This is a genomic window from Bradyrhizobium sp. RD5-C2 (genome assembly GCF_019972155.1).
Lineage (GTDB): Bacteria > Pseudomonadota > Alphaproteobacteria > Rhizobiales > Xanthobacteraceae > Bradyrhizobium.
Window position 1 is genome coordinate 5,078 of the sequence record NZ_BOVL01000054.1, and the last position, 20,475, is coordinate 25,552.

The 20,475-nt window shown below is 65.1% G+C and carries 18 protein-coding genes; 15 read left to right on the plus strand and 3 right to left on the minus strand.

Annotated features, from left to right (window positions below):
* Positions 1–93: 93 nt before the first annotated feature.
* The 13 genes from crcB to BraRD5C2_RS34270 all read left to right on the plus strand — a co-directional run bounded on the left by crcB (position 94) and on the right by BraRD5C2_RS34270 (position 15,024).
* Positions 94–480 carry a fluoride efflux transporter CrcB gene (gene crcB, locus BraRD5C2_RS34210; protein WP_223975895.1) on the plus strand — a complete coding sequence of 129 codons (387 nt, stop codon included), beginning with the start codon at positions 94–96 and terminating at the stop codon, positions 478–480.
* A gap of 481 nt (positions 481–961) precedes the next feature.
* Entirely contained in the window at positions 962–1,675 is a 714-nt protein-coding gene (gene tolQ / locus BraRD5C2_RS34215) for a protein TolQ (RefSeq protein WP_016846954.1), read from the plus strand.
* A gap of 43 nt (positions 1,676–1,718) precedes the next feature.
* The gene (locus tag BraRD5C2_RS34220) at positions 1,719–2,186 is read left to right on the plus strand and encodes a biopolymer transporter ExbD (RefSeq protein ID WP_092123450.1); all 468 of its coding nucleotides are present in this window, start codon (positions 1,719–1,721) and stop codon (positions 2,184–2,186) included.
* Positions 2,187–2,219: 33 nt separating this feature from the next.
* Positions 2,220–3,152: a protein TolA gene (locus BraRD5C2_RS34225; protein WP_223975898.1), complete on the plus strand. Its 933-nt coding sequence runs from the start codon at positions 2,220–2,222 to the stop codon at positions 3,150–3,152.
* Positions 3,153–3,224: 72 nt separating this feature from the next.
* Positions 3,225–4,559 carry a Tol-Pal system beta propeller repeat protein TolB gene (tolB, locus tag BraRD5C2_RS34230; protein ID WP_223975900.1) on the plus strand — a complete coding sequence of 445 codons (1,335 nt, stop codon included), beginning with the start codon at positions 3,225–3,227 and terminating at the stop codon, positions 4,557–4,559.
* Between the two features lie 182 nt (positions 4,560–4,741).
* Complete coding sequence (locus BraRD5C2_RS34235) at positions 4,742–7,066, plus strand: putative bifunctional diguanylate cyclase/phosphodiesterase (RefSeq protein WP_223975903.1); 2,325 nt, start codon at positions 4,742–4,744, stop codon at positions 7,064–7,066.
* A gap of 174 nt (positions 7,067–7,240) precedes the next feature.
* Positions 7,241–7,975, plus strand: coding sequence for an N-acyl amino acid synthase FeeM domain-containing protein (locus BraRD5C2_RS34240; RefSeq protein WP_223975907.1), 735 nt, complete (start codon positions 7,241–7,243; stop codon positions 7,973–7,975).
* Between the two features lie 269 nt (positions 7,976–8,244).
* Positions 8,245–8,739 carry a peptidoglycan-associated lipoprotein Pal gene (pal, locus tag BraRD5C2_RS34245; RefSeq protein WP_223975909.1) on the plus strand — a complete coding sequence of 165 codons (495 nt, stop codon included), beginning with the start codon at positions 8,245–8,247 and terminating at the stop codon, positions 8,737–8,739.
* A gap of 249 nt (positions 8,740–8,988) precedes the next feature.
* Positions 8,989–10,008, plus strand: coding sequence for a tol-pal system protein YbgF (gene ybgF / locus BraRD5C2_RS34250; RefSeq protein WP_223975911.1), 1,020 nt, complete (start codon positions 8,989–8,991; stop codon positions 10,006–10,008).
* 48 nt (positions 10,009–10,056) lie between these two features.
* The gene (tilS, locus tag BraRD5C2_RS34255; RefSeq protein WP_223975914.1) at positions 10,057–11,094 is read left to right on the plus strand and encodes a tRNA lysidine(34) synthetase TilS; all 1,038 of its coding nucleotides are present in this window, start codon (positions 10,057–10,059) and stop codon (positions 11,092–11,094) included.
* A gap of 259 nt (positions 11,095–11,353) precedes the next feature.
* Entirely contained in the window at positions 11,354–13,276 is a 1,923-nt protein-coding gene (gene ftsH, locus BraRD5C2_RS34260; RefSeq protein ID WP_092123466.1) for an ATP-dependent zinc metalloprotease FtsH, read from the plus strand.
* 12 nt (positions 13,277–13,288) lie between these two features.
* The gene (locus BraRD5C2_RS34265; RefSeq protein WP_223975917.1) at positions 13,289–13,702 is read left to right on the plus strand and encodes a DUF3052 domain-containing protein; all 414 of its coding nucleotides are present in this window, start codon (positions 13,289–13,291) and stop codon (positions 13,700–13,702) included.
* 122 nt (positions 13,703–13,824) lie between these two features.
* Entirely contained in the window at positions 13,825–15,024 is a 1,200-nt protein-coding gene (locus BraRD5C2_RS34270) for an ABC transporter substrate-binding protein (protein WP_223975920.1), read from the plus strand.
* Positions 15,025–15,221: 197 nt separating this feature from the next.
* On the opposite strand, the gene BraRD5C2_RS34275 is transcribed toward BraRD5C2_RS34270, so the two are convergent.
* Positions 15,222–16,721, minus strand: coding sequence for a hypothetical protein (locus BraRD5C2_RS34275; RefSeq protein WP_223975922.1), 1,500 nt, complete (start codon positions 16,719–16,721; stop codon positions 15,222–15,224).
* Between the two features lie 443 nt (positions 16,722–17,164).
* Here BraRD5C2_RS34275 and BraRD5C2_RS34280 point away from each other — a divergent pair, with 443 nt between their 5' ends.
* Both BraRD5C2_RS34280 and BraRD5C2_RS34285 read left to right on the plus strand, forming a co-directional pair.
* On the plus strand, positions 17,165–17,839 hold the full coding sequence (locus BraRD5C2_RS34280; RefSeq protein ID WP_097676099.1) for a TetR/AcrR family transcriptional regulator: 675 nt from the start codon (positions 17,165–17,167) through the stop codon (positions 17,837–17,839).
* Positions 17,840–17,921: 82 nt separating this feature from the next.
* Complete coding sequence (locus BraRD5C2_RS34285) at positions 17,922–18,350, plus strand: OsmC family protein (protein ID WP_016841620.1); 429 nt, start codon at positions 17,922–17,924, stop codon at positions 18,348–18,350.
* Between the two features lie 53 nt (positions 18,351–18,403).
* On the opposite strand, the gene pyk is transcribed toward BraRD5C2_RS34285, so the two are convergent.
* Positions 18,404–19,840 (minus strand): pyruvate kinase, encoded by a 1,437-nt coding sequence (gene pyk, locus BraRD5C2_RS34290; RefSeq protein ID WP_223975925.1) that lies wholly within the window; start codon positions 19,838–19,840, stop codon positions 18,404–18,406.
* The gene (locus tag BraRD5C2_RS34295) at positions 19,837–20,445 is read right to left on the minus strand and encodes a DUF1036 domain-containing protein (RefSeq protein ID WP_223975928.1); all 609 of its coding nucleotides are present in this window, start codon (positions 20,443–20,445) and stop codon (positions 19,837–19,839) included. Before BraRD5C2_RS34295 ends, pyk begins: the two co-directional genes overlap by 4 nt.
* Positions 20,446–20,475 lie beyond the last annotated feature (30 nt).

The following is a 20,475-nucleotide window of genomic DNA, read 5'->3' on the forward strand; positions in this document are numbered from 1 at the left end:
TTCGCTTCATGCGAACCGATCCTCCCCCTCCAGGGGAGGGTGAGCTTTTGAGGGGCGCGGACTGAGCTTCTCCACACACCAGCGGGGGCATTGGTGGGTAACGCGGCAAGCTATCTCATCGTCTTTTTCGGCGGCGGTCTCGGCGCAACGTTGCGGCACCTGATCAACGTCACCTGCGCGCGCTGCATCGGCACCGCGTTTCCATACGGCACCTTCATCATCAACATCACGGGCTCGACCGTGATGGGCCTGATCGCCGGCTATCTCGCCTTCAAGGGCGAGGCCTCGCAGCCCTGGCGGCTGTTCCTGATGACCGGCATCCTCGGCGGCTACACCACTTTCTCCGCCTTCTCGCTCGACACCGCGCTGCTCTATGAGCGCGGCGAGCTCGGCCTTGCCGCGCTGTATGTCGCGGGCTCGGTGGTGCTCTCGATCGCCGGCCTGTTCGCCGGGCTTGCGATCGTCAGGCATCTGGCCTGAGCTTGAATCGCGACATATCCCCGTCGTCGTCCTGGCGAAAGCCAAGACCCAGTACTCCAAGTCTCAATGTTGCGCGCGGCTGGGGCGCGATTCCGTTCATCACCGAGCGTGGTGGTTAGGGGTCCTGGCTTTCGCCAGGACGACGCAAGGAGAGGGGGCACCGCACCCCTCCATCCGGCGCAGCCAATTCATCTCCGGAACCCGCCAACCGCCTCCCGCGCCGGCATTTCCCGCCTCCAAATTTCCCTTTGGTAACCTCGCCTTAACCATGATTAGCGTTTGGTTAGGGGCGGAATGAAGCGTGAAAAGCCCTCGTTTTGACATGTTGGCAGGGGAAGCAGGGCCCGGCTTTGGACGGGCCCCCCATGCGACAGATGCAAGAGGCTTTCGCGCAGTTTCGCCGCGCCTGATGCGGCCGTGGAATCGGTGCCGATTGGCGGCCCGCCTGATTAAGGACACTTGCGTTGAGAGGATATTGCCGATGAACCCCGCCGACGTGGCTCAGTCCACGCTGCCACTGGCATCGAGCGATGTGTCGCTGATCGCGCTGTTTTGGCAGGCCCATTGGGTCGTCAAATGCGTGATGTTGGGACTTTTGTCCTGCTCGGTGTGGGTCTGGGCGATCGCGATCGACAAGATCCTGCTCTACGCCCGCACCAAGCGGGCGATGGACAAGTTCGAGCAGGCGTTCTGGTCCGGCCAGTCGATCGAGGAACTCTACCGGGCGCTTTCGGCCAAGCCGACCCAGTCGATGGCGGCCTGTTTCGTGGCGGCGATGCGGGAGTGGAAGCGCTCCTTCGAGAGCCAGTCGCGGTCCTTTGCCGGCCTGCAGGCTAGAATCGAGAAGGTCATGAACGTCTCGATCGCCCGGGAGGTGGAACGGCTGGAACGGCGGCTGCTGGTGCTGGCCACCGTCGGCTCGGCCGGCCCCTTTGTCGGCCTGTTCGGCACCGTCTGGGGCATCATGTCGAGCTTCCAGTCGATCGCGGCCTCCAAAAACACCTCCCTGGCGGTGGTGGCGCCCGGTATCGCGGAAGCGCTGTTTGCCACCGCAATCGGCCTGATTGCCGCAATTCCGGCGACTATTTTCTACAATAAGTTCACCTCGGAGGTGAACCGGCAGGCCGCGCGCCTGGAGGGGTTCGCCGACGAGTTCTCCGCCATCCTGTCGCGTCAGATCGACGAGCGGGGCTGAGACTTATGATGGTCACGATGGTCACCCTTGTGAGCGCACGATCATGGCGATGAGCATGGCAGGGTCCGGCGGTAGCGGCAGACGCCGCCGCGGGCGCAAGCCGGTCATGGCCGAGATCAACGTCACGCCGATGGTCGACGTGATGCTGGTGTTGCTGATCATCTTCATGGTCGCGGCGCCGCTGATGACGTCGAACATCGACATCGACCTGCCGGTCGCGAGTGGCGGCAAGTCGATCTCGTCGAACCAGCCGCCACTGACGCTGTCGGTCAAGCGCACCGGCGGTGGCTGCAACTCGAATGTCGAGCTCTATCTCGGCGACGCGCCGATCACGGCCGCCGATTTTCCGGCCAAGATCAAGGCGATCGGGGACGCCCGGTCGGATGCCGAAAAGGTGGTCTATCTGCGTGGCGACAAGGATGTCTGTTACACGGATATGATGAAATTGCTCGGGGAGGTCCGGGCCGCGGGATTCAAGGCGAACATCGTCATCATTCCGGAAGGTGGATAGGGCCAATGTGCGGCAAGGCACGGGGAGCCTGATTTGAAGGTCAAGGTCGACAAGACTCTGGCGGCGTCGATTGTCCTGCACGTCCTCGTGATCGGGTGGGGCCTCGTGTCGTTTTCGACAAGGGCCTACGTGATGCCGGAAGAAGAGTCCGTCGCGGTTGATGTGGTCTCCGCCGATCAGCTCTCCCATGTCATGACCGGCCAGAAGGACGGCAAGAAGGAAAATCCCAAGCCGCTGGTCGACAAGGTCGCCGAAGCCAAGCCGGTCGACGACATGGTCGGCAAGGTTGAGGAAAAGAAGCCGCCGGTGGTGACCGAAACCGCGCCGGCACCGACGCCGAAGGTCGAGAAGCCGGAAGACAAGAAGCCGGATCCGCCGAAGAAGGTCGAGAACAAGCCGAAGGAAGAGCCGAAGCCGGTCGAGAAGAAGCCCGATCCGGAGAAGCCCGACCCGATCGCTGAAGCGATCAAGAAGGAAGAGAAGAAGCCGCCGCCGAAGCCGGTCCAGCAGGCTGCCAAGCCACCGCCGGAGCAGAAGCCGAAAGAGCGCACCTTCGACCAGAGCAAGATCGCAGCCCTGCTCGACAAGCGCGATCCGACGCGTGCCTCGGCGACTGGCGATACGCTCAACGCCAATGCCTCGCTCGGCACGGCAAAGGGCAAGGCCGCCGACAACTCCGCGACCTGGGGCGCGATGTTCAAGCAGCAGGTCGAGCGCTGCTGGAAGAAGCCCTATGGCGGCATCGAGGCGCAGCAGACCGAGGCCGTTTTCGAGATCAAGCTGAACCGTGAGGGCAAGCTCGAAGCGCCGCCGGTGCCGGAAGGCACGCCGGGAACGCCCTATTTGCGCGTCTATCAGGAGAGCGCGCTGCGGGCGATCATCGAATGCCAGCCGTACAGACTGCCGGCGGCATTCTTCGAGGAATGGAAGTATTTCGCGCCGGTGTTCACAGAACGGAAGACCTGAGGACAGCCGCGTCGCCTGGCCAACGGCAAGCAAAAGTCACCGACAATGACCAACACGAATGATTTGCGGACCATGAAATTTCGCCTCGACCGTCGACAGATGATCTCCGGAATCGCCGCCCTCGGCGCCCTTGCCGGAAGCCGGAGCGCGTTCGGGCAGGCTGGCCCGAAGCGAATTCCGATTCCGGAAGGCGAGTTCGCGCCGGTGCCGATCGCGATCCCGAACTTCGCCGCCGGCACGCCCGGCGACGCAGAGGTCGGAGTTGGCGTCACGCAGGTGATCACCAACAACCTGAAGCGCAGTGGCTTGTTCGCGCCGATCGATCAGGCCGCCTATCTCGAGAAGCAGATCAACATCGACGCGGCGCCGAACTTCAACAATTGGAAGAGCATCAACGCGCAGGCGCTGGTGACCGGCCGCATGACGCGCCAGGGCAACGGGCGCGTGAAGGCCGAATTCCGGCTCTGGGACGTCAACACCGGCCAGCAGCTCGCGGGCCAGCAGTACGACACCTCGGCCGAATACTGGCGGCGGATCGCGCACATCATCTCCGACCAGATCTATGAGCGCATGACCGGCGAGAAGGGCTATTTCGATACCCGCGTCGTGTTCGTCGACGAGAGCGGCGCTGCGGATCGCCGCGTCAAGCGCCTCGCGCTGATGGACCAGGATGGCGCCAATGTGCGCTACCTGACCCGCGGCTCGGATCTCGTGCTGACGCCGCGCTTCTCGCCGTCGACCCAGGAAATCACCTACATGGAGTTCGGCCAGGGCGACCCTCGCGTCTATCTGCTCAACATCGAGACCGGCCAGCGCGAGATCGTCGGCAACTTCCCGGGCATGTCGTTCTCGCCGCGCTTCTCGCCCGACGGCCAGCGCGTCATCATGAGCCTGCAGCAGGGCGGCAACTCGAACCTGTTCGTGATGGATCTGCGCTCGAAGTCGATGACGCGGCTGACCGACACGCCGGCGATCGACACCTCGCCGTCCTACGCGCCGGATGGCACGCGGCTCTGCTTCGAATCCGATCGCGGCGGCAAGCCGCAGATCTATGTGATGCCGGCAACCGGCGGCGCGGCCCAGCGCATCTCGTTCGGCGACGGCACCTACTCGACACCGGTATGGTCGCCGCGCGGCGACTACATCGCCTTCACCAAGCAGGGCGGCGGGCAGTTCGCGATCGGCATCATGAAGCCGGACGGCTCCGGCGAGCGCATTCTGACCTCGGGCTTCCACAATGAAGGCCCGACCTTTGCGCCGAACGGGCGCGTCGTGATGTTCTTCCGCGATCCCGGCGGCAACAGCGGTCCGTCGCTGTTCACCATCGACGTTTCCGGGCGCAACGAACTGCGGGTGCCGACCCCTGGTTTTGCCTCCGACCCCGCCTGGTCCCCGCTGTTGTCGTGAGGCTCGCGCAGAGCTGCTCCAGGGAACCCTGGGGCGGCCGGCACTTCTTACCTAGCGCACTGAAACTTATGCCGAATTTCGGCTATCAATGGATCGCGGCAACGACTCGCTAACGATGTTCCCTCAGAAAGACTTCACCTGAGATCAGTAAGAGTGCGAGCTGAAAAGGACGCGCGCTCTCAATGCAGTTTGCAAGTCAGACGGGAGAACCGGACCGGTCGATGTCGCCGACAATTTCGGCGGCGCTGGTCGATTCCCTGTTCATGAACCCCGCGCCCATGATCTTCGGCGCCTTCGGCCCCGCCATTGCGGGCGCCGTGATTGCGTTCGTCACTGGCAATCTGCTGTCCTGGCTGTGCGTGCCGCTGTTCATCGTGGTGGGTCTGGCGCGCGCGCTGCAGATGTACCGGTATCAGCAGCGCAGTTCCGGTCTCACCGTCGAAGAGTCCGTGACGTGGGAAAAGCGCTACCGGATCGGCAGTCTCGCCTACGGCATCGCGCTCGGCCTATGGGGCGCAGCCGTGCTGCTCACGACCAGCGATTCCGCCGCGCACATGCTTTGCGTGACCACGGTGGTCGCCTACACCTCGGCGGGGGTAGGGCGGACCTTCGGCCGGCCGCAAATCTTCCACCAGCATCTGTTGATGTCGATCGGTCCCCTGATCGCGGCGCTGATGTATGTCGGCGGTCCCTATCACATCGCCCTTGCGCTGCTCAGCCTGGTGTTCTTCAGCGCCATCCGGCACCTCACCTCCAGCCTGCAGCGCATCTACGTCAACGCCTGGATCGCCAAGGAGCGCGAGGCGGCGCTGGCAGGCCAGTTCGATACCGCTCTGAACAACATGCCGCACGGCCTGTGCATGTTCCGCGGCGACGGACGCCTTGCGGTGATGAACCACCGCTTCATCGAGATGATGGAGCTGTCCGACGATTTCGTGCAGCGCGGCGCCAGCGCGACCGACATCTGCAATGCCTGCGTGCTGTCCGGCGCGATCTCGGCCGCGGCTGCACAACAGATTCTCTACGAGATCGAAAGCTCGCAGCGCGGCGACATCGTCACCAGCGACCCCGATCCGGCCCAGAACCGTTCGCTGGACTGGACGTTCCAGCCGATGGCAGGCGGCGGCACGGTCTTGCTGGTCGAGGACATCACCGAGCGCAAGGACGCCGAGGCCAGGATCAGCCATCTCGCGCGCTACGACGAGCTGACCGCGCTGCCCAACCGCGTCAATTTCCGCGACGAGATCGGCCGGCTGCTCGCCATGCAGCATGGCGACCATCGCTCCGCGTTGCTGTTCGTCGACCTCGACCAGTTCAAGCAGGTCAACGATACGCTCGGCCATCCCTGCGGAGACCAGCTGCTTTGCGCGGTCGCCGAACGGCTGCGCGAGATGCTGCGCCCGGAGGATTTCGTGGCCCGATTCGGCGGCGACGAGTTCGTTGTGTTCCAGCAGAACATCCATTCGCATGAGGACGCCGCCGCCCTGGCGCGGCGCATCGTCGACCGCCTCAGCGAGCGCTACAAGATCGACAACCATCTGGTCGAGATCGGTGCCAGCGTCGGCATCGCGATGACCGCGCCGGGGGTCGGCGCCGACACGCTGCTGAAGAACGCCGATATGGCGCTCTACCGCGCCAAGGCCGACGGCCGCGGCACCTTCTGCTTCTTCCGCGACGAGATGGCGCAGACCGTCGAGGCCCGCCGCATTCTCGAGCTCGATCTGCGCAAGGCGCTCGCCAACGAGGAATTCGAGCTGTTCTACCAGCCGCTGATTAACCTGAAGTCCGGCAAGGTCTCGACCTGCGAGGCGCTGCTGCGCTGGAACCATCCGGCGCGCGGCACGGTCTCACCGGTCGACATCATTCCGGTCGCCGAGGACATGGGCCTGATCGTCGATCTCGGCCGCTGGATCCTGCGCAAGGCCTGCATGGAATGCATGAAGTGGCCCGAGGCGGTCAGCGTCGCGGTCAATTTCTCGCCGCAGCAGTTCCACCAGCGCGACGTCCTGAGCGAGGTCCGCTACGCGCTCGAGGTCTCCGGTCTGCCGGCGCACCGCCTCGAGATCGAGATCACCGAATCCTCGCTGCTGCACAACACCGAACTGACCCACGACGTGCTGTCGCAGCTGCGTTCGCTCGGCGTGCGGATCTCGCTGGATGATTTCGGCACCGGCTACTCGTCGCTCAGCTATCTGCACAATTTCCCGCTGCAGAAGGTCAAGATCGACCGCTCCTTCCTCGAAGGCATCGACAGCGATCGTCCGCTGACCTTGCTGCGCGGCGTGGCGCGGCTGTCCGCGGATCTCGGCATGTCGGTCGTGGTCGAGGGGATCGAGACCAACGAGCAGCTCGAACTGATCAGCGCCGACGGCGCTGTCACCGAAGCCCAGGGATACCTGTTCAGCCGGCCGGTTCCCTCCGTCCGCATCCGCCAATTGCTCAATGCCTCGCACGGCCGTCGGGCCGACGAGCAATTGCACGTGGTTCCCTCGCGCTCGATCGCTTGATCCAGCGCAATATCCTCAACCGATAGTTGTGGAACCTTTCAACTGCGCGATTCGAATTGCACCCTTGCGGTCGGAGGTTAACCGTATTGCCTCGATTGCTTTGACGAAAATTAAGAAGCTGTTAATCTTTTGGCTCGCGCGTTGAAGTTGTTGGGTTGTTGAGGGGATTACCACATGAGGTCCGCGGCCGAAGCCATCAAGCCCGCGACAGGAAGGCTTGCGGACCCTCTCGATCAAGTCGACTACCGTCTCGCTCAGACCCCCGAACAGAAAGACGAAATCTACCGGTTGCGTTACCGTGCCTATCTGCGCGAAGGCGCGATCCGGCCCTCGGCGGACGAGCGCGTCGTCGATCAGTTCGACGATGCGCCGAACGCCTGGGTGTTCGGCGTCTATCTGCAAGGCGAGCTCTGCAGCTCGATCCGCATCACCGTGGCGACACCGGAGTGGCGCTCCTCGCCGACACTCGACGTATTCGGCGATGTGCTGCTGCCGAAACTCGATCAGGGTTTGGTCTTCATCGATTCGACACGCTTCGTTGCGGACCCCGACAAGGCGCGGAACAATCCGGAACTGCCCTATGTCACGGTGCGCCTCGGCTCGACCGCGGGCGTGCATTTCAACGCCGATTACGGCCTGGCGCCGGTCCGGCCCGAGCACATGGCGTTCTACCGGCGTGTGTTCCTGCATGAGACCTGGTCGGAGCCGCGGCTCTACCCGGGGCTAGTGAAGCCGGTCGGGTTAATGGCGTCGCATCTGCCGACCGTGCGGGAACGCGTGCTCGCCCGCTATCCGTTCCTGCGCTCGAGCGCCTTCGAACGGCGGATGCTGTTTGAGCGGGAAGGCCTGTTGCAGCCCGACGGTATCGTCCGGCCGTTCGAGCGCGCCTCGATCGTGCCGAATCCCTGAGCGACCGGCGTTCTGATCAATCCGACATCGATCGACTGTTGCGTGCGAGCCAAATTGTCCTGCAAAGGCGGCCGGTTCCCGCGAACCTTGCCTTCCCTTCACCATCGCGCCACATTTGCCACCCATTAACCATCGGGGGCGCTTTTCGCCATTGCCTGGCATTTGATCGGGTCGAGCAAGGTCTCGTCAAGGTTGACGGAACGTTCGCTTAACCATCGCCCTGTAGACCCAATGGACAGTACGAAGAGCGTGAGCGTGGAGGCTCCGGAATGAAACATCAGATGCGTATCCTCCAGGGTATGAAGCTGGCTGCGGTTCTGGCGGTGGCGTTGTCGATGGGTGCCTGCGCCAACAAGAACCCGCTGGACGCGAATGGCGCCATCGGAGGCGCCGCGACCCCGGGCAGCCAGCAGGATTTCGTGGTCAATGTCGGCGACCGCGTGTTTTTTGAGAGCGATCAAACCGATCTCAGCCCGCAGGCGACGGCGACCCTCGACAAGCAGGCGCAGTGGCTGCAGACCTACAACCGTTATTCCTTCACCATCGAAGGTCATGCCGACGAGCGCGGCACGCGCGAATACAACATCGCGCTCGGTGCTCGCCGTGCCCAGTCGGTTCGCTCCTATCTCGCTTCGCGCGGCATCGACCCGAGCCGCATGCGCACCATCTCCTACGGCAAGGAGCGCCCGGTCGCGGTCTGTAACGACATTTCGTGCTGGTCGCAGAACCGCCGCGCCGTCACCGTGCTGAACGCCAGCTCCTGACGCGATCCTGGATTCGTTTTCCAAGCCGGCGCCTTCGGGCGCCGGTTTTGTTTTGGCCGTGTGAGAGCCTGACCCCGGCTTCATCAAAATGAACGAAGCTGCGTGCAATTGGCCGCTTGCTTGTTCCACCGTCCGTACTAAACCGGTATCCGCGACGCTGTCCCGGATTTGAACTGCAAGTCACAATTCTGGCGTACTCCGTCTTTCAATGTCGCTCGCTTTTCACGTCGATCTCGTCGTCAGGGCAAAATGTCATCCAGGCTTCATTTTCTTTCCTCCGCCGCGGCGATCGCGGCGCTGTTCGCCGTTTCCGCACCAGCGTTTGCCCAATCCGACGATTCCGATGCCGAGATGCGGATCGAGCGGCTGGAGAACCAGCTGCGGCAGCTGACCGGGCAGAACGAGGAGCTGCAGTACCGCAACCGCCAGCTCGAGGAGCGCCTGCGCCAGCTCGGCGGCCAGCCGCCCGGCCCCAATGGCCAGCCTCCGGTGGCCCAGCCCAGTGCCGCGGCAGTGCCGCCGGCGCAGCAGGGATACCCGCAAGCTCAGCCCGGCTACGCCCAGCCGCAGCAAGGATATGGCCGGCAGCCGCAGGGCGGCTATGACCAGCAGCAGATCGCCGCGCCCGCGCCGATCGTGCAGGAGCCGGCGCCAGCTGCAGCTCCAGGCCGCCGCGGCCGCGGCGACGCCTTCGATCCGACCCAGAATCCGAATGCCCCCGGTGCTCCGCGCGTGCTCGGTGGCGGCGGCCAGATGCCGATGCAGAGCGATCCGGCGGTCGGCGCGCCCGGCGGCCGCGGAGCGGGCGAGCCGCTCGAGCTCGGCAACAGCAGCCCGCAGCGCCCGCCCGGCGCGAGCGCGGCCCTGACCACATTGCCGCCGTCGGCGACGCCGAAGGACGAGTTCGACCTCGGCATTGGCTACATGCAGCGCAAGGACTATGCGCTAGCCGAAGAGACGATGAAGAACTTCGCCACCAAGTATCCGAGCGATCCTTTGGTGGCGGATTCGCAGTACTGGCTCGGCGAAAGCTATTTCCAGCGCCAGCAATACCGCGATGCTGCGGAAACCTTCCTCGGTGTGACCACCAAGTTCGACAAGGCCGCGAAGGCGCCCGACGCGCTGCTGCGGCTCGGCCAGTCGCTGGCGGCGCTGAAGGAAAAGGAAGCCGCCTGCGCCGCGTTCGGCGAGATTTCGCGGAAGTACCCGCGCGCGTCCGGCGGGGTCAAGGCGGCGGTTGACCGCGAGCAGAAGCGCGTGAAGTGCTAAACCAGCAAGGGGAGGCCGCTTCCGGCCTTGCCGCGACCTGCTGGTTCTATGATGCCCGACGACCAATCTGCCATCCCGGCAAGCGACGCCAAGCGCCTGTTCGCAGGCCTGGCGCGCGCGCCGGCGATCGTGCTCGCGGTGTCCGGCGGTCCCGATTCAGTCGCGCTGATGTGGCTGGCCGCGCGCTGGCGCCGCGCGCTCGCGCAGGGACCGCGGCTGGTGGCGGTCACGGTCGATCATGGCCTGCGTCCTGAAGCGGCCCGCGAGGCGCGCGACGTCAAGCGGCTGGCGCGCAGCCTCGAGTTGCCGCATCACACGCTGTGCTGGAGCGGGACCAAGCCCAACGCCGGCCTGCCGGCAGCCGCGCGTGCGGCACGCTATGGCCTGCTCGCGCAAGCCGCGCGCAAGCACGGCGCGACGCATATCCTGACCGCGCACACCCGTGACGACCAGGCCGAGACGCTGTTGATGCGGATGCTGCGTGGCAGCGGCGTCGCGGGGCTCTCGGCGATGGCGCGCGAGACCGAGCGCGACGGCATCATGCTGACGCGACCGTTGCTCGATATCTCGAAGGCGCAGCTGATCGCGACGCTGAAGAAGGCACGCATCAGCTTTGCCGACGATCCGACCAACCGCGATCCGTCCTTCACGCGGCCGCGGCTGCGCGCGCTGATGCCGCTGCTCGCCGAGGAGGGCGGCGATGCGCGGAATCTGGCACGGCTCGCCGCGCGGATCGCGCGCGCCAACGCCGCGCTGGAGGTGCTGGTCGACGGCGCCGAGCGCTATCTTGCGTTGAAAAGCGAGGATAGCCCGGGCACCGGCTTCGACGCGGCGCTGTTCGCGGTGATGCCGGAGGAGATCCGCCTCCGTCTGCTCAAGCGCGCCATCGACCGCACCGGACATGAGGGGCCGGCCGAACTCGGCAAGGTCGAAACCCTGCTCGCTGCGGTCGATGAGGTCGTCAATCAGCCCTTGGGAAAGCGCGAATCCAAGCTGAAACAGACGCTTGCCGGAGCGGTCATCAGCGTCGCCTCCGGTCGCATCAGGATCAGCCCGGCGCCGCCTCGCCGGGCCCGTTCCCGCTGAACCGGGTTCGATTGTTTCAACCGCTGTCATAATCCGCCAAGGAGGCTTAACCACCCCGGAAAAACACCGGATTCTGCGTCATTTTTTGACCGGGAATCGGGCTAGGATGCGGTAAATAGTCGTGCGTGGTTCCCTTGGCATCGACCCCAGCGGCACCTAGATTGTAGGGCATCGACGGGATGGATTCCCTGGGGATTCCCACAGAGCCTGCCCAAGGATTAGAGAGAGGCCGCGATCCGCGCGACCACGAAGGAAGACCATGAACGCCAATCTGCGGAATTTCGCCCTCTGGGTCATCATTGTCCTGCTGTTGCTGGCGTTGTTCACGCTTTTCCAGAATCCTGGCCAGCGCTCGTCGTCTTCGGACATCTCGTTCTCGCAGCTTCTCACTGAGGTCGATCAGGGCCATGTCCGCGACGTCGTGATTCAGGGGCCCGAGATTCACGGCACCTTCAACAACGGCACCAGCTTCCAGACCTACGCGCCGAGCGACCCGTCGCTCGTGAAGCGCCTCTATGACGCCAAGGTGCAGATCACCGCGAAGGCGCCCGGCGACAACGTGCCATGGTTCGTCTCGCTGCTCGTCTCCTGGTTGCCGTTCATCGCGCTGATCGGCGTCTGGATCTTCTTGTCGCGGCAGATGCAGGGCGGCGCCGGCAAGGCGATGGGCTTTGGCAAGTCGCGCGCCAAGATGCTGACCGAGGCGCATGGCCGCGTCACCTTCGAGGACGTCGCTGGTGTCGACGAAGCCAAGCAGGATCTGCAGGAGATCGTCGAATTCCTCCGCGACCCCGGCAAGTTCCAGCGGCTTGGCGGACGCATTCCGCGCGGCGTTCTGCTGGTCGGCCCTCCCGGCACCGGCAAGACGCTGATCGCGCGCGCGGTGGCGGGCGAAGCCAACGTGCCGTTCTTCACCATCTCCGGTTCTGACTTCGTCGAAATGTTCGTCGGCGTCGGCGCGAGCCGTGTCCGCGACATGTTCGAGCAGGCCAAGAAGAATGCGCCCTGCATCATCTTCATCGACGAAATCGACGCGGTCGGCCGTCATCGCGGCGCCGGCCTCGGTGGCGGCAATGACGAGCGCGAGCAGACGCTGAATCAGCTGCTGGTCGAGATGGACGGCTTCGAGGCCAATGAAGGCGTGATCCTGATCGCGGCGACCAACCGTCCCGACGTGCTCGATCCCGCGCTGCTGCGTCCGGGCCGCTTCGACCGTCAGGTCGTGGTGCCGAATCCGGACGTCGTCGGCCGCGAGCAGATCCTCAAGGTCCACGTCCGCAAGGTGCCGCTGGCGCCGGATATCAACCTCAAGACCATCGCGCGCGGCACCCCGGGCTTCTCGGGCGCCGACCTGATGAACCTCGTCAACGAAGCCGCGCTGACCGCCGCCCGCCGCAACAAGCGGATGGTGACGCAGGCCGAGTTCGAAGAGGCCAAGGACAAGGTGATGATGGGCGCCGAGCGCAAGTCGCTCGTCATGACCGAGGAAGAGAAGTTGCTGACGGCCTATCACGAAGGCGGCCACGCCATCGTCGGCCTCAACGTCGTCGCGACCGATCCGATCCACAAGGCGACCATCATTCCGCGCGGCCGTGCGCTGGGCATGGTGATGCAGCTGCCGGAGCGCGACAAGCTGTCGATGTCGCTCGAGCAGATGACTTCACGCCTCGCCATCATGATGGGTGGCCGTGTCGCGGAAGAGCTGATCTTCGGCCGCGAGAAGGTGACCTCGGGCGCCGCCTCCGACATCGAGCAGGCGACCCGCCTGGCCCGGATGATGGTGACGCGCTGGGGCCTCTCGGAAGAACTCGGCACCGTCTCTTATGGCGAGAACCAGGACGAGGTGTTCCTGGGCATGTCGGTCTCGCGCACCCAGAATGCGTCCGAGGCGACGGTCCAGAAGATCGACTCCGAGATCCGGCGTCTGGTCGAGGAAGGCTACAACGAGGCGACCAAGATCCTCACCGAGAAGCGCCAAGACCTCGAGGCGCTGGCCAAGGGCCTGCTCGAGTTCGAGACGCTGACCGGCGACGAGATCATCGACCTGCTGAAGGGCAAGAAGCCCAACCGCGAGTCGGTGCTGGAGCCGTCGACGCCGCGCGCCTCCGCCGTGCCGCCGGCCGGCAAGCCGCGCCCGCGTCCCGATCCGGACACCGGCATGGAGCCGCAGCCGCAGGCGTAAGCCTCGCCCGCCATGGCCGGCACTTCCGGCAAACCGATTGTGCAAAAGCTCGGCCTCAAGCCGGGCTTTTGTATTTTTGTCGACGGGTTGTCCGTTCCCTATGCCGACATCGTCGGCGAGCTGCCTGCCGATCTGCGGATCGCGAAGACCGCGCGGGCGCCGCTCGATGCCGTGCATCTGTTCGCCGCCGAGGCCAAGGGGCTCGCCGCCAAGCTGCAGCGCTACCGGGAGGCGATCGCGCCCGACGGCATGATCTGGGTGTCGTGGCCGAAGAAGAGCTCAGGCGTCGCGACCGATCTTGACGACAGGGCGGTGCGCGAGATCGGGCTCGCGTCCGGCCTGGTCGACATCAAGGTCTGCGCCGTCGATGCGGTGTGGTCGGGGCTGAAATTCGTGATCCCGGTCAAGGAGCGCGGCAAGCGCTGAGATTGCCACGGCGAATGGGCTTGGCCTCCGTCGGGGCGCCGTGGCATCCTCAAGGCCAAGCCGACAAACGGCACGGTCCGCGCTCTCCGAGGACGCGGCGAGAAAAAGGGGAGGGGAGGCCGATGCGCAAGGCATTCGGCGCGCTTGGCGCCATTTCATTCCTGCTGCTGCCCACCGCTTCATTTGCCGCCGAGGTGCGCGGCGTCACGGCAACCGAAATCAGGATCGGCCAGACCATGCCCTATAGCGGGCCGGTGTCGGCGTTCGGCGCGCTGGGCAAGGGCGAGGCCGGCTATTTCAGGATGCTGAACGAACGCGGCGGCATCAACGGCCGCAAGATCAACCTCATCTCGCTGGACGATTCCTACGCGCCGCCGAAGACGGTGGAGCAGACGCGCCGGCTCGTCGAGAGCGACGAGGTCGCGCTGATCTTCTCCTCGATCGGCACCGCGCACAACACGGCGATCGCAAAATACCTGCAGGGCAAGAATATCCCGCAGCTGTTCCTGGCCTCCGGCGCCTCGAAATTCGGCGACATCGCGCAATTCCCGCAGGCGACGATGGGCGTGCAGGCGCCGTTCCGCTACGAGGCCCGGCTCTATGCGCGCTATGCGCTGGCGAAGAATCCGAACGCGAGATTCGCCGTCATCTCGCAGAACGATGATTACGGCCGCGACTATCTCGCGGGCCTCAAGGACGTGCTCGGCGAGAAATACGATTCGCTCGTGACCGTCGCGACCTATGAGATCACGGACCCGACCATCGACTCGCAGATCGTCAAGCTGAAGGCGACCAATGCCGACGTCTTCGTGATCGCTGCGACGCCGAAATTCGCGGCGCAGTCAATCCGCAAGGCCTTCGAGATCGGTTGGCGGCCGATGACGTTCCTGTCCAACACCGCGGTGTGGATTTCGACCGTGATGCAGCCGGCCGGCGTCGAAGCCGGCACCGGCATCATCTCCACGGCCTATGTGAAGGATCCGGACGATCCGGCCTGGAAGGACGATCCCGGCATGAAGGGCTGGCGCGATTTCATGACCCGGTACGTGCCCGAAGGTGATCAGCACGACACCAACTACGTCAACGCCTACAACAGTGCGATGGCGCTCGAGGCAGTGCTGAAGGCCTGCGGCGACGATCTCTCGACCGAGAACATCCTGCGGCAGGCGTTCGCGATCAAGGAGCTAGAATTGCCGATGCTGCTGCCCGGCATCAAGGTCAACACCTCGCCGGCCGACCATGTGCCGGTCGACCAGATGCAGCTGATGCGCTTCAACGGCAAGACCTGGGATCGCTTCGGCGAGCTCCAGACGGGGAATTAGGTTGAGATCGAATGCACGTCTGCACTCGCGCCCCGACTAGACCCGTCATCCTGAGGAGGCGCGCAGCGCCGTCTCGAAGGATCGACGGCCGGGCTGCGAGATCAGGGCCGTGCATCCTTCGAGGCTCGCTCCGCTCGCACCTCAGGATGACGGGATAGGCGGCGTTGCCGCTCTGGACAACGAAGCAGCGCAGCAGGCTAGTTCGAACTTGGGGCGGCCGGCACCGCGCCGGCTCTCTCGTCCGACCGCACATGGATGACGGCGATGTCGTCCCGGTAGAGCCGCTTCCAGCCCTTGAGGTGATCCAGCGCGTTTCCGGCGGGAGAGCCTGAGCTCAGCAGCGTGGCGTCGATCCGGTATTTGTCGAGCAGGTCCAGCAGCTGGCCGACGTCGCGGGCTTCGAGCGCGGCGTAATAGTCGAGCACGAATTGCTCGCCATAGAGCTCGGCGCGGCCGTCGATGAACACCTTCATGTCGCGGATGACCATGTAGCCGCCGAACGGTGCGGTGCTGAACACGCGCTGCGCCTTGTGTTGCTGGAGCACGTCGACCGCGGCAACGGGCGAGAATTCCGGCAGGAATTTGAACTCGTGCCGCGCGACGAACATCGTCGTCGTCACCCATGCTCCGATCACCATCGCGATGAGAGCCGCGATCGTGACGACGGGGATGGAGCGTCCTTGCTCGAAGCGGGCGGCGCGGACGCCTGCCATTCCCCATTGTTCGGCGATCGGCTTGGCGAGCACCAGCGGCGCGATGAACGCGAATACCTCGATGTTGCGGATATGACTCAGCGCCATCCAGATCAGCCCGAGCAGCAGCAGGATCCGCGGCACCGATAGCGTCAGCCCGCGACAGCAGATGGCGCCGATCAGGCCGAGCAGCGTGGCTTCGAAGAAGCTGGGCTTGCTGAAATCCGCGGGCAGCCATTCGCCGATCATTGACAGAAGCTTGCCGAGGCTCAGGATCTTGGTCGCGCCCAGCAGGCTATTCCAGCCATAGGGCGTCACGCAGCTTGCGGCCAGCGCAGCGACGCCGAACAATCCCCATCGCACGATGAGCTGCCGGCGGCGGCCGGGCTCCGCGCTCCACACCGCCTCCAGTCCGATCGGCCCGATCAGCGCCAGGCCGAGCACGAAGCCGCCATGCAGGTTGGCCCACAGCGCCATCAGCGGCAGCAGCCACCATGATGGATAAGTGCGGCGATCCGCTGATGCCATCAGGCCGCCGATGAACGCCAGCAGCACCGGCAGCGCCAGCACATGCGGTCGCGCGAAGAAGTGGATCGTCGACAGCAGCAGCGCCAGCGCTGCGATCAGGAGTGCACGCGCCGGATCGAAATACGGGCTCAACAGGTGCAGGAAGATCGCGACCGTCGCACCGATCGCCACCGACGTCAGGATCACCGGCCCGGCCCAATCGCCGCCGTACACCAGGGCGTACGCCACCTGCGACAGCCACGAACTCGAAATCCAGGGCTCGCCGAAACGGGTGAACGAGAACACGTCTGATGTCGGCATCGCGCCGTGTTCGAGGATCCACTGTCCGACCCTGATCTGCCACTCGGTGTCGGAATCGCGCAGCAGGATCTCACCAGCGGAGAGATAGAACAGATAGGCGCCCACGGCGGCGCACAGCGGCAGCAATCCTCGTACCGCGCTACGGCTGCTCACGCTGCTGGTGATGGAGAGTGACATGCGCTTTCTTGGTTCGGCCCGGGATATCGAGGCAACGCCACGCGTGACGTCGGGCGTACTCGACCACGGCTTCCGATAAATTCGGGTAAATGCGACCGCGATGTCGCGGGTCTGCGCGAGATCGGATGTCTCGATTTCGAGCGATCATCTTAGGGTGCGATTTACCATCTCGATCATGCTCGGATCCGATCGCAAGCTGCCGCGCGCGGGCAGTGGGCCACCGAACCCTGTGGTCGGCGCTGGCCGGCACCCGTAACGCTGCCGATTCAATCAGAGGTGGCACCTGCGGCCGTCGCAAAATCCTTACAATTCCAGCTTGTCATTCAGTCTGAATAGTTGTTCACTTCTTCAGACGGTTGCGGGATCAACCGTTCAAAACATTGAAGACGCGTGTGTTCTGCCGGTGGGCGCCGGCCAGGGCATGCGGTGGGGGGCGGAACGCCATGGTCTACCGGCGAACTCATCAGGTCGTGAAACGGCTGGCTGCCCGGCGCAGCGCCATCCTGTCGGCTGCGCGGGACGCGGCGGCGGCGGGCGGCATGGCGGCGGTCCAGATCGCACCCGTCGCGGTGCGGGCCAATGTCGCGGCCGGCACCGTCTATCGCTATTTCCCGTCGAAGGCCGAGCTGATCTCGGAATTGATCACGGAGGTCTCGCGCGACGAATTGTCCGCGATCCGGCGCGCCGCAGAGGCCGCGCCCGGACCCTCATCGGCGCTGGCCGCCGCGGTGACGACCATTGCGGTCCACGTGCTGTCGCAGCGCAAGCTGGCCTGGGGCATCCTCGCCGAGCCGGTTGATGTCGACGTCACCGCCTCGCGCCTTGCCAGCCGCCGCGATATTTCCGGCGAGCTTGCCATGCGCATCGACGCTGCCGTGCGCGCCGGACATCTGCCGGCGCAGGATACGGCGCTGGCCGCCACCGCCCTGCTCGGCGCGCTGCATGAAGCGCTGGTCGGCCCGCTGGCGCCGTCAAATCTGGACGATCCGATCAAGCTGCGCGATGCGGTGCAGACCGTGACGCTGCTCGCGCTGCGCGCGGTCGGCGTGATGGATGCACGCGCCCGTGGTCTTGTGGTGCAGGCGACGACCCCGGCGAAGGCCCTGGTCGGGGCCTGAGATCGCGGCTGCGCGGCGAACACTTCCGTCGCATTGGCGTTGTAGGTTGAGGCTGGGTTCAACCAACCTCACGGAGCAACGCATGACGACGACCCATGGTTCGGCCAAATGGCAGGGTGGCATCAAGGACGGCAAGGGCGCGATCTCGACCAAGAGCGGCGCGCTCTCGGATTACCCCTATGGCTTCGCCAGCCGCTTCGAGGGCAAGCCCGGCTCGAATCCCGAAGAGCTGATCGGCGCGGCGCATGCCGCCTGCTTCACGATGGCGCTGTCGTTGATCCTGGGCGAAGCCAAGCTGACGGCCGAGCACATGGAGACCAAAGCCGACGTGACCCTCGAGAAGGTCGCCGACGGCTTTGCCATCACCGCCGTGCACCTGACGCTGTCGGCGAAGATCCCGGGCGCCGATAACGCAACGTTCCAGGAATTGGCGGGCAAGGCCAAAGCCGGATGCCCGGTGTCGAAGCTGCTCAACACCAAGATCACGCTCGACGCGTCGTTGCAGGGCTGACGGTCTGGAGCGCGGCATTCGGGCCACGCCGATGCGCGGCCCAGCGCGGCGGGCTAAAGCTGCGCGTCGCCGTTCGGTCCGACCGAGGCGATGCGCAGCATGTTGGTGGTGCCGGGCGCGCGGAGCGGCACACCGGCGACGATGATGACGCGCTGGCCGGCCTTGGCAAACCCGTCCCGGAATGCGATCGAGCCGGCGCGTTCAACCATGTCGTCGAGATCGTGGGCATCCTCGGCAACCACGCAATGCACGCCCCACACCACCGACAGCTTGCGGCCGGTCACGAGGTTCGGCGTGATCGCGACCACCGGCACCTTGGGGCGCTCGCGCGCCACCCGGATTGCGGTCGAGCCTGACGACGTCCAGCAGATGATCGCCGACAGATCGAGCGTCTCGGCGATCTGCCGCGCGGCGTCGGCAATGGCATCGCCCACCGTCGCCTCGGGATCGACGCGCTGTGCGTTGATCACGCTGCGATAGGTCGGGTCGCGCTCCACCTCCTCGCCGATCCGGTTCATGGTCGAGACCGCTTCGACCGGGAATTTGCCGGCGGCGGATTCCGCCGACAGCATGATAGCGTCGGCGCCCTCGTAGACGGCGGTGGCGACGTCGGAGACCTCGGCGCGCGTCGGTACCGGTGACTGGATCATCGATTCCAGCATCTGGGTCGCGACCACCACCGGCCGGCCGGCGCGGCGCGCCATCCGGATCATCTGCTTCTGCAGGCTCGGCACCCGCTCCAGCGGCAGCTCAACACCGAGATCGCCGCGGGCCACCATCAGTGCGTCCGCCACCTCGATGATGTCGGCGAGGCGGTCGATCGCCTGCGGTTTCTCGATCTTGGCCATCACGGCGGCGCGGCCGCGGATCATCTTCTTGGCCTCGATCACGTCCTCGGCGCGCTGCACGAAGGACAGTGCGACCCAGTCGATCCCCTCCGGCAGCGCGGCTTCGAGATCGGCGCGGTCCTTTGGGGTCATCGCGGAGACCGGCAGATCGGTGTCGGGCAGGCTGACGCCCTTGCGGTCCGACATCTTGCCGCCGATCACGACGCGCGTGACCGCGCGGTCGGGCGAGGTTTCCTCGGCGATCAGCCGCACCTTGCCGTCGTCGAGCAGCAGCGCGTGGCCGGGCCGGAGCGCGGCGAGGATTTCCGGATGCGGAAGCTGGACGCGGCTGTTGTCGCCCGGCGTCTTGTCGGAATCCAGAATGAAGCTCTGGCCGTTCTTGAGCTGGGTCGACCCTTCCGCGAAGGCGCCGACCCGCAGCTTCGGCCCTTGCAGGTCGACCAGGATGCCGATCGGCCGACCGTAGCCCGATTCGACATTGCGGATGGTCTTGACCAGCTCCCGCATCTTGTCATGCGGGGTATGGCTCATGTTGATGCGGAATACGTCGGCACCCGCCTCGAACAGCTTGCGGATCATCGCGCTGTCTGAGGAGGCCGGGCCAAGCGTTGCGAGGATCTTGATTCGGCGCAGTCGTCTCATTGTTTGTTTCCGGGTGGTGCGGCTGGCGGCAGACCCGACGCGCCCGGAGGCGCTGCGCCCGGCGGCGGGTTGGGCAGGCCCGGCATCGCCCCGGGGCTTCCCGGGGCCACGCCGCCCGGCATTCCCGGTACTTTCTGCGGCTGTTGTTCGTTGGCTTCGGTCAGCTGGACGGTCCATGCACGCTGCTCGCCGGTGTCGACCTCGAAGAAGCCGGTGCGGTCAAAGCCCCGCGCCAGGCAATTCTCGGTCCCCTTGATGGTGAATTCCTTGTCGCGCGAGCACATGAAGGCCTGACCGGACCATTCGCCGCCGCGATCGTAGTCGAGAGCGTAGATGTAGTAGTAGCGCGCCACAAGATTGCCGCGCAGCAGGGTCTCGCAGGTCCGCGACGACACATTCCACCAGCCCTCCGTGGTCCAGCCCTCGGCATCCTTGTAGCCGAGCGCGATCCCGACCCGGCTCGAGGTGTTGTTGCAGAGCCGGAAATCGGCGGCCGCCGGGCTCGTCCACAGGCACGCCGCCACAAGCGCCAGCACCGGCAGGATGCAGGCCAGGATCAGGCGGATGGTGCGGGGAGCTGAGGCGAGAGAATCTATTGGGCTCATGCGGCGAAGCTATATCAAATCATTGTCGAT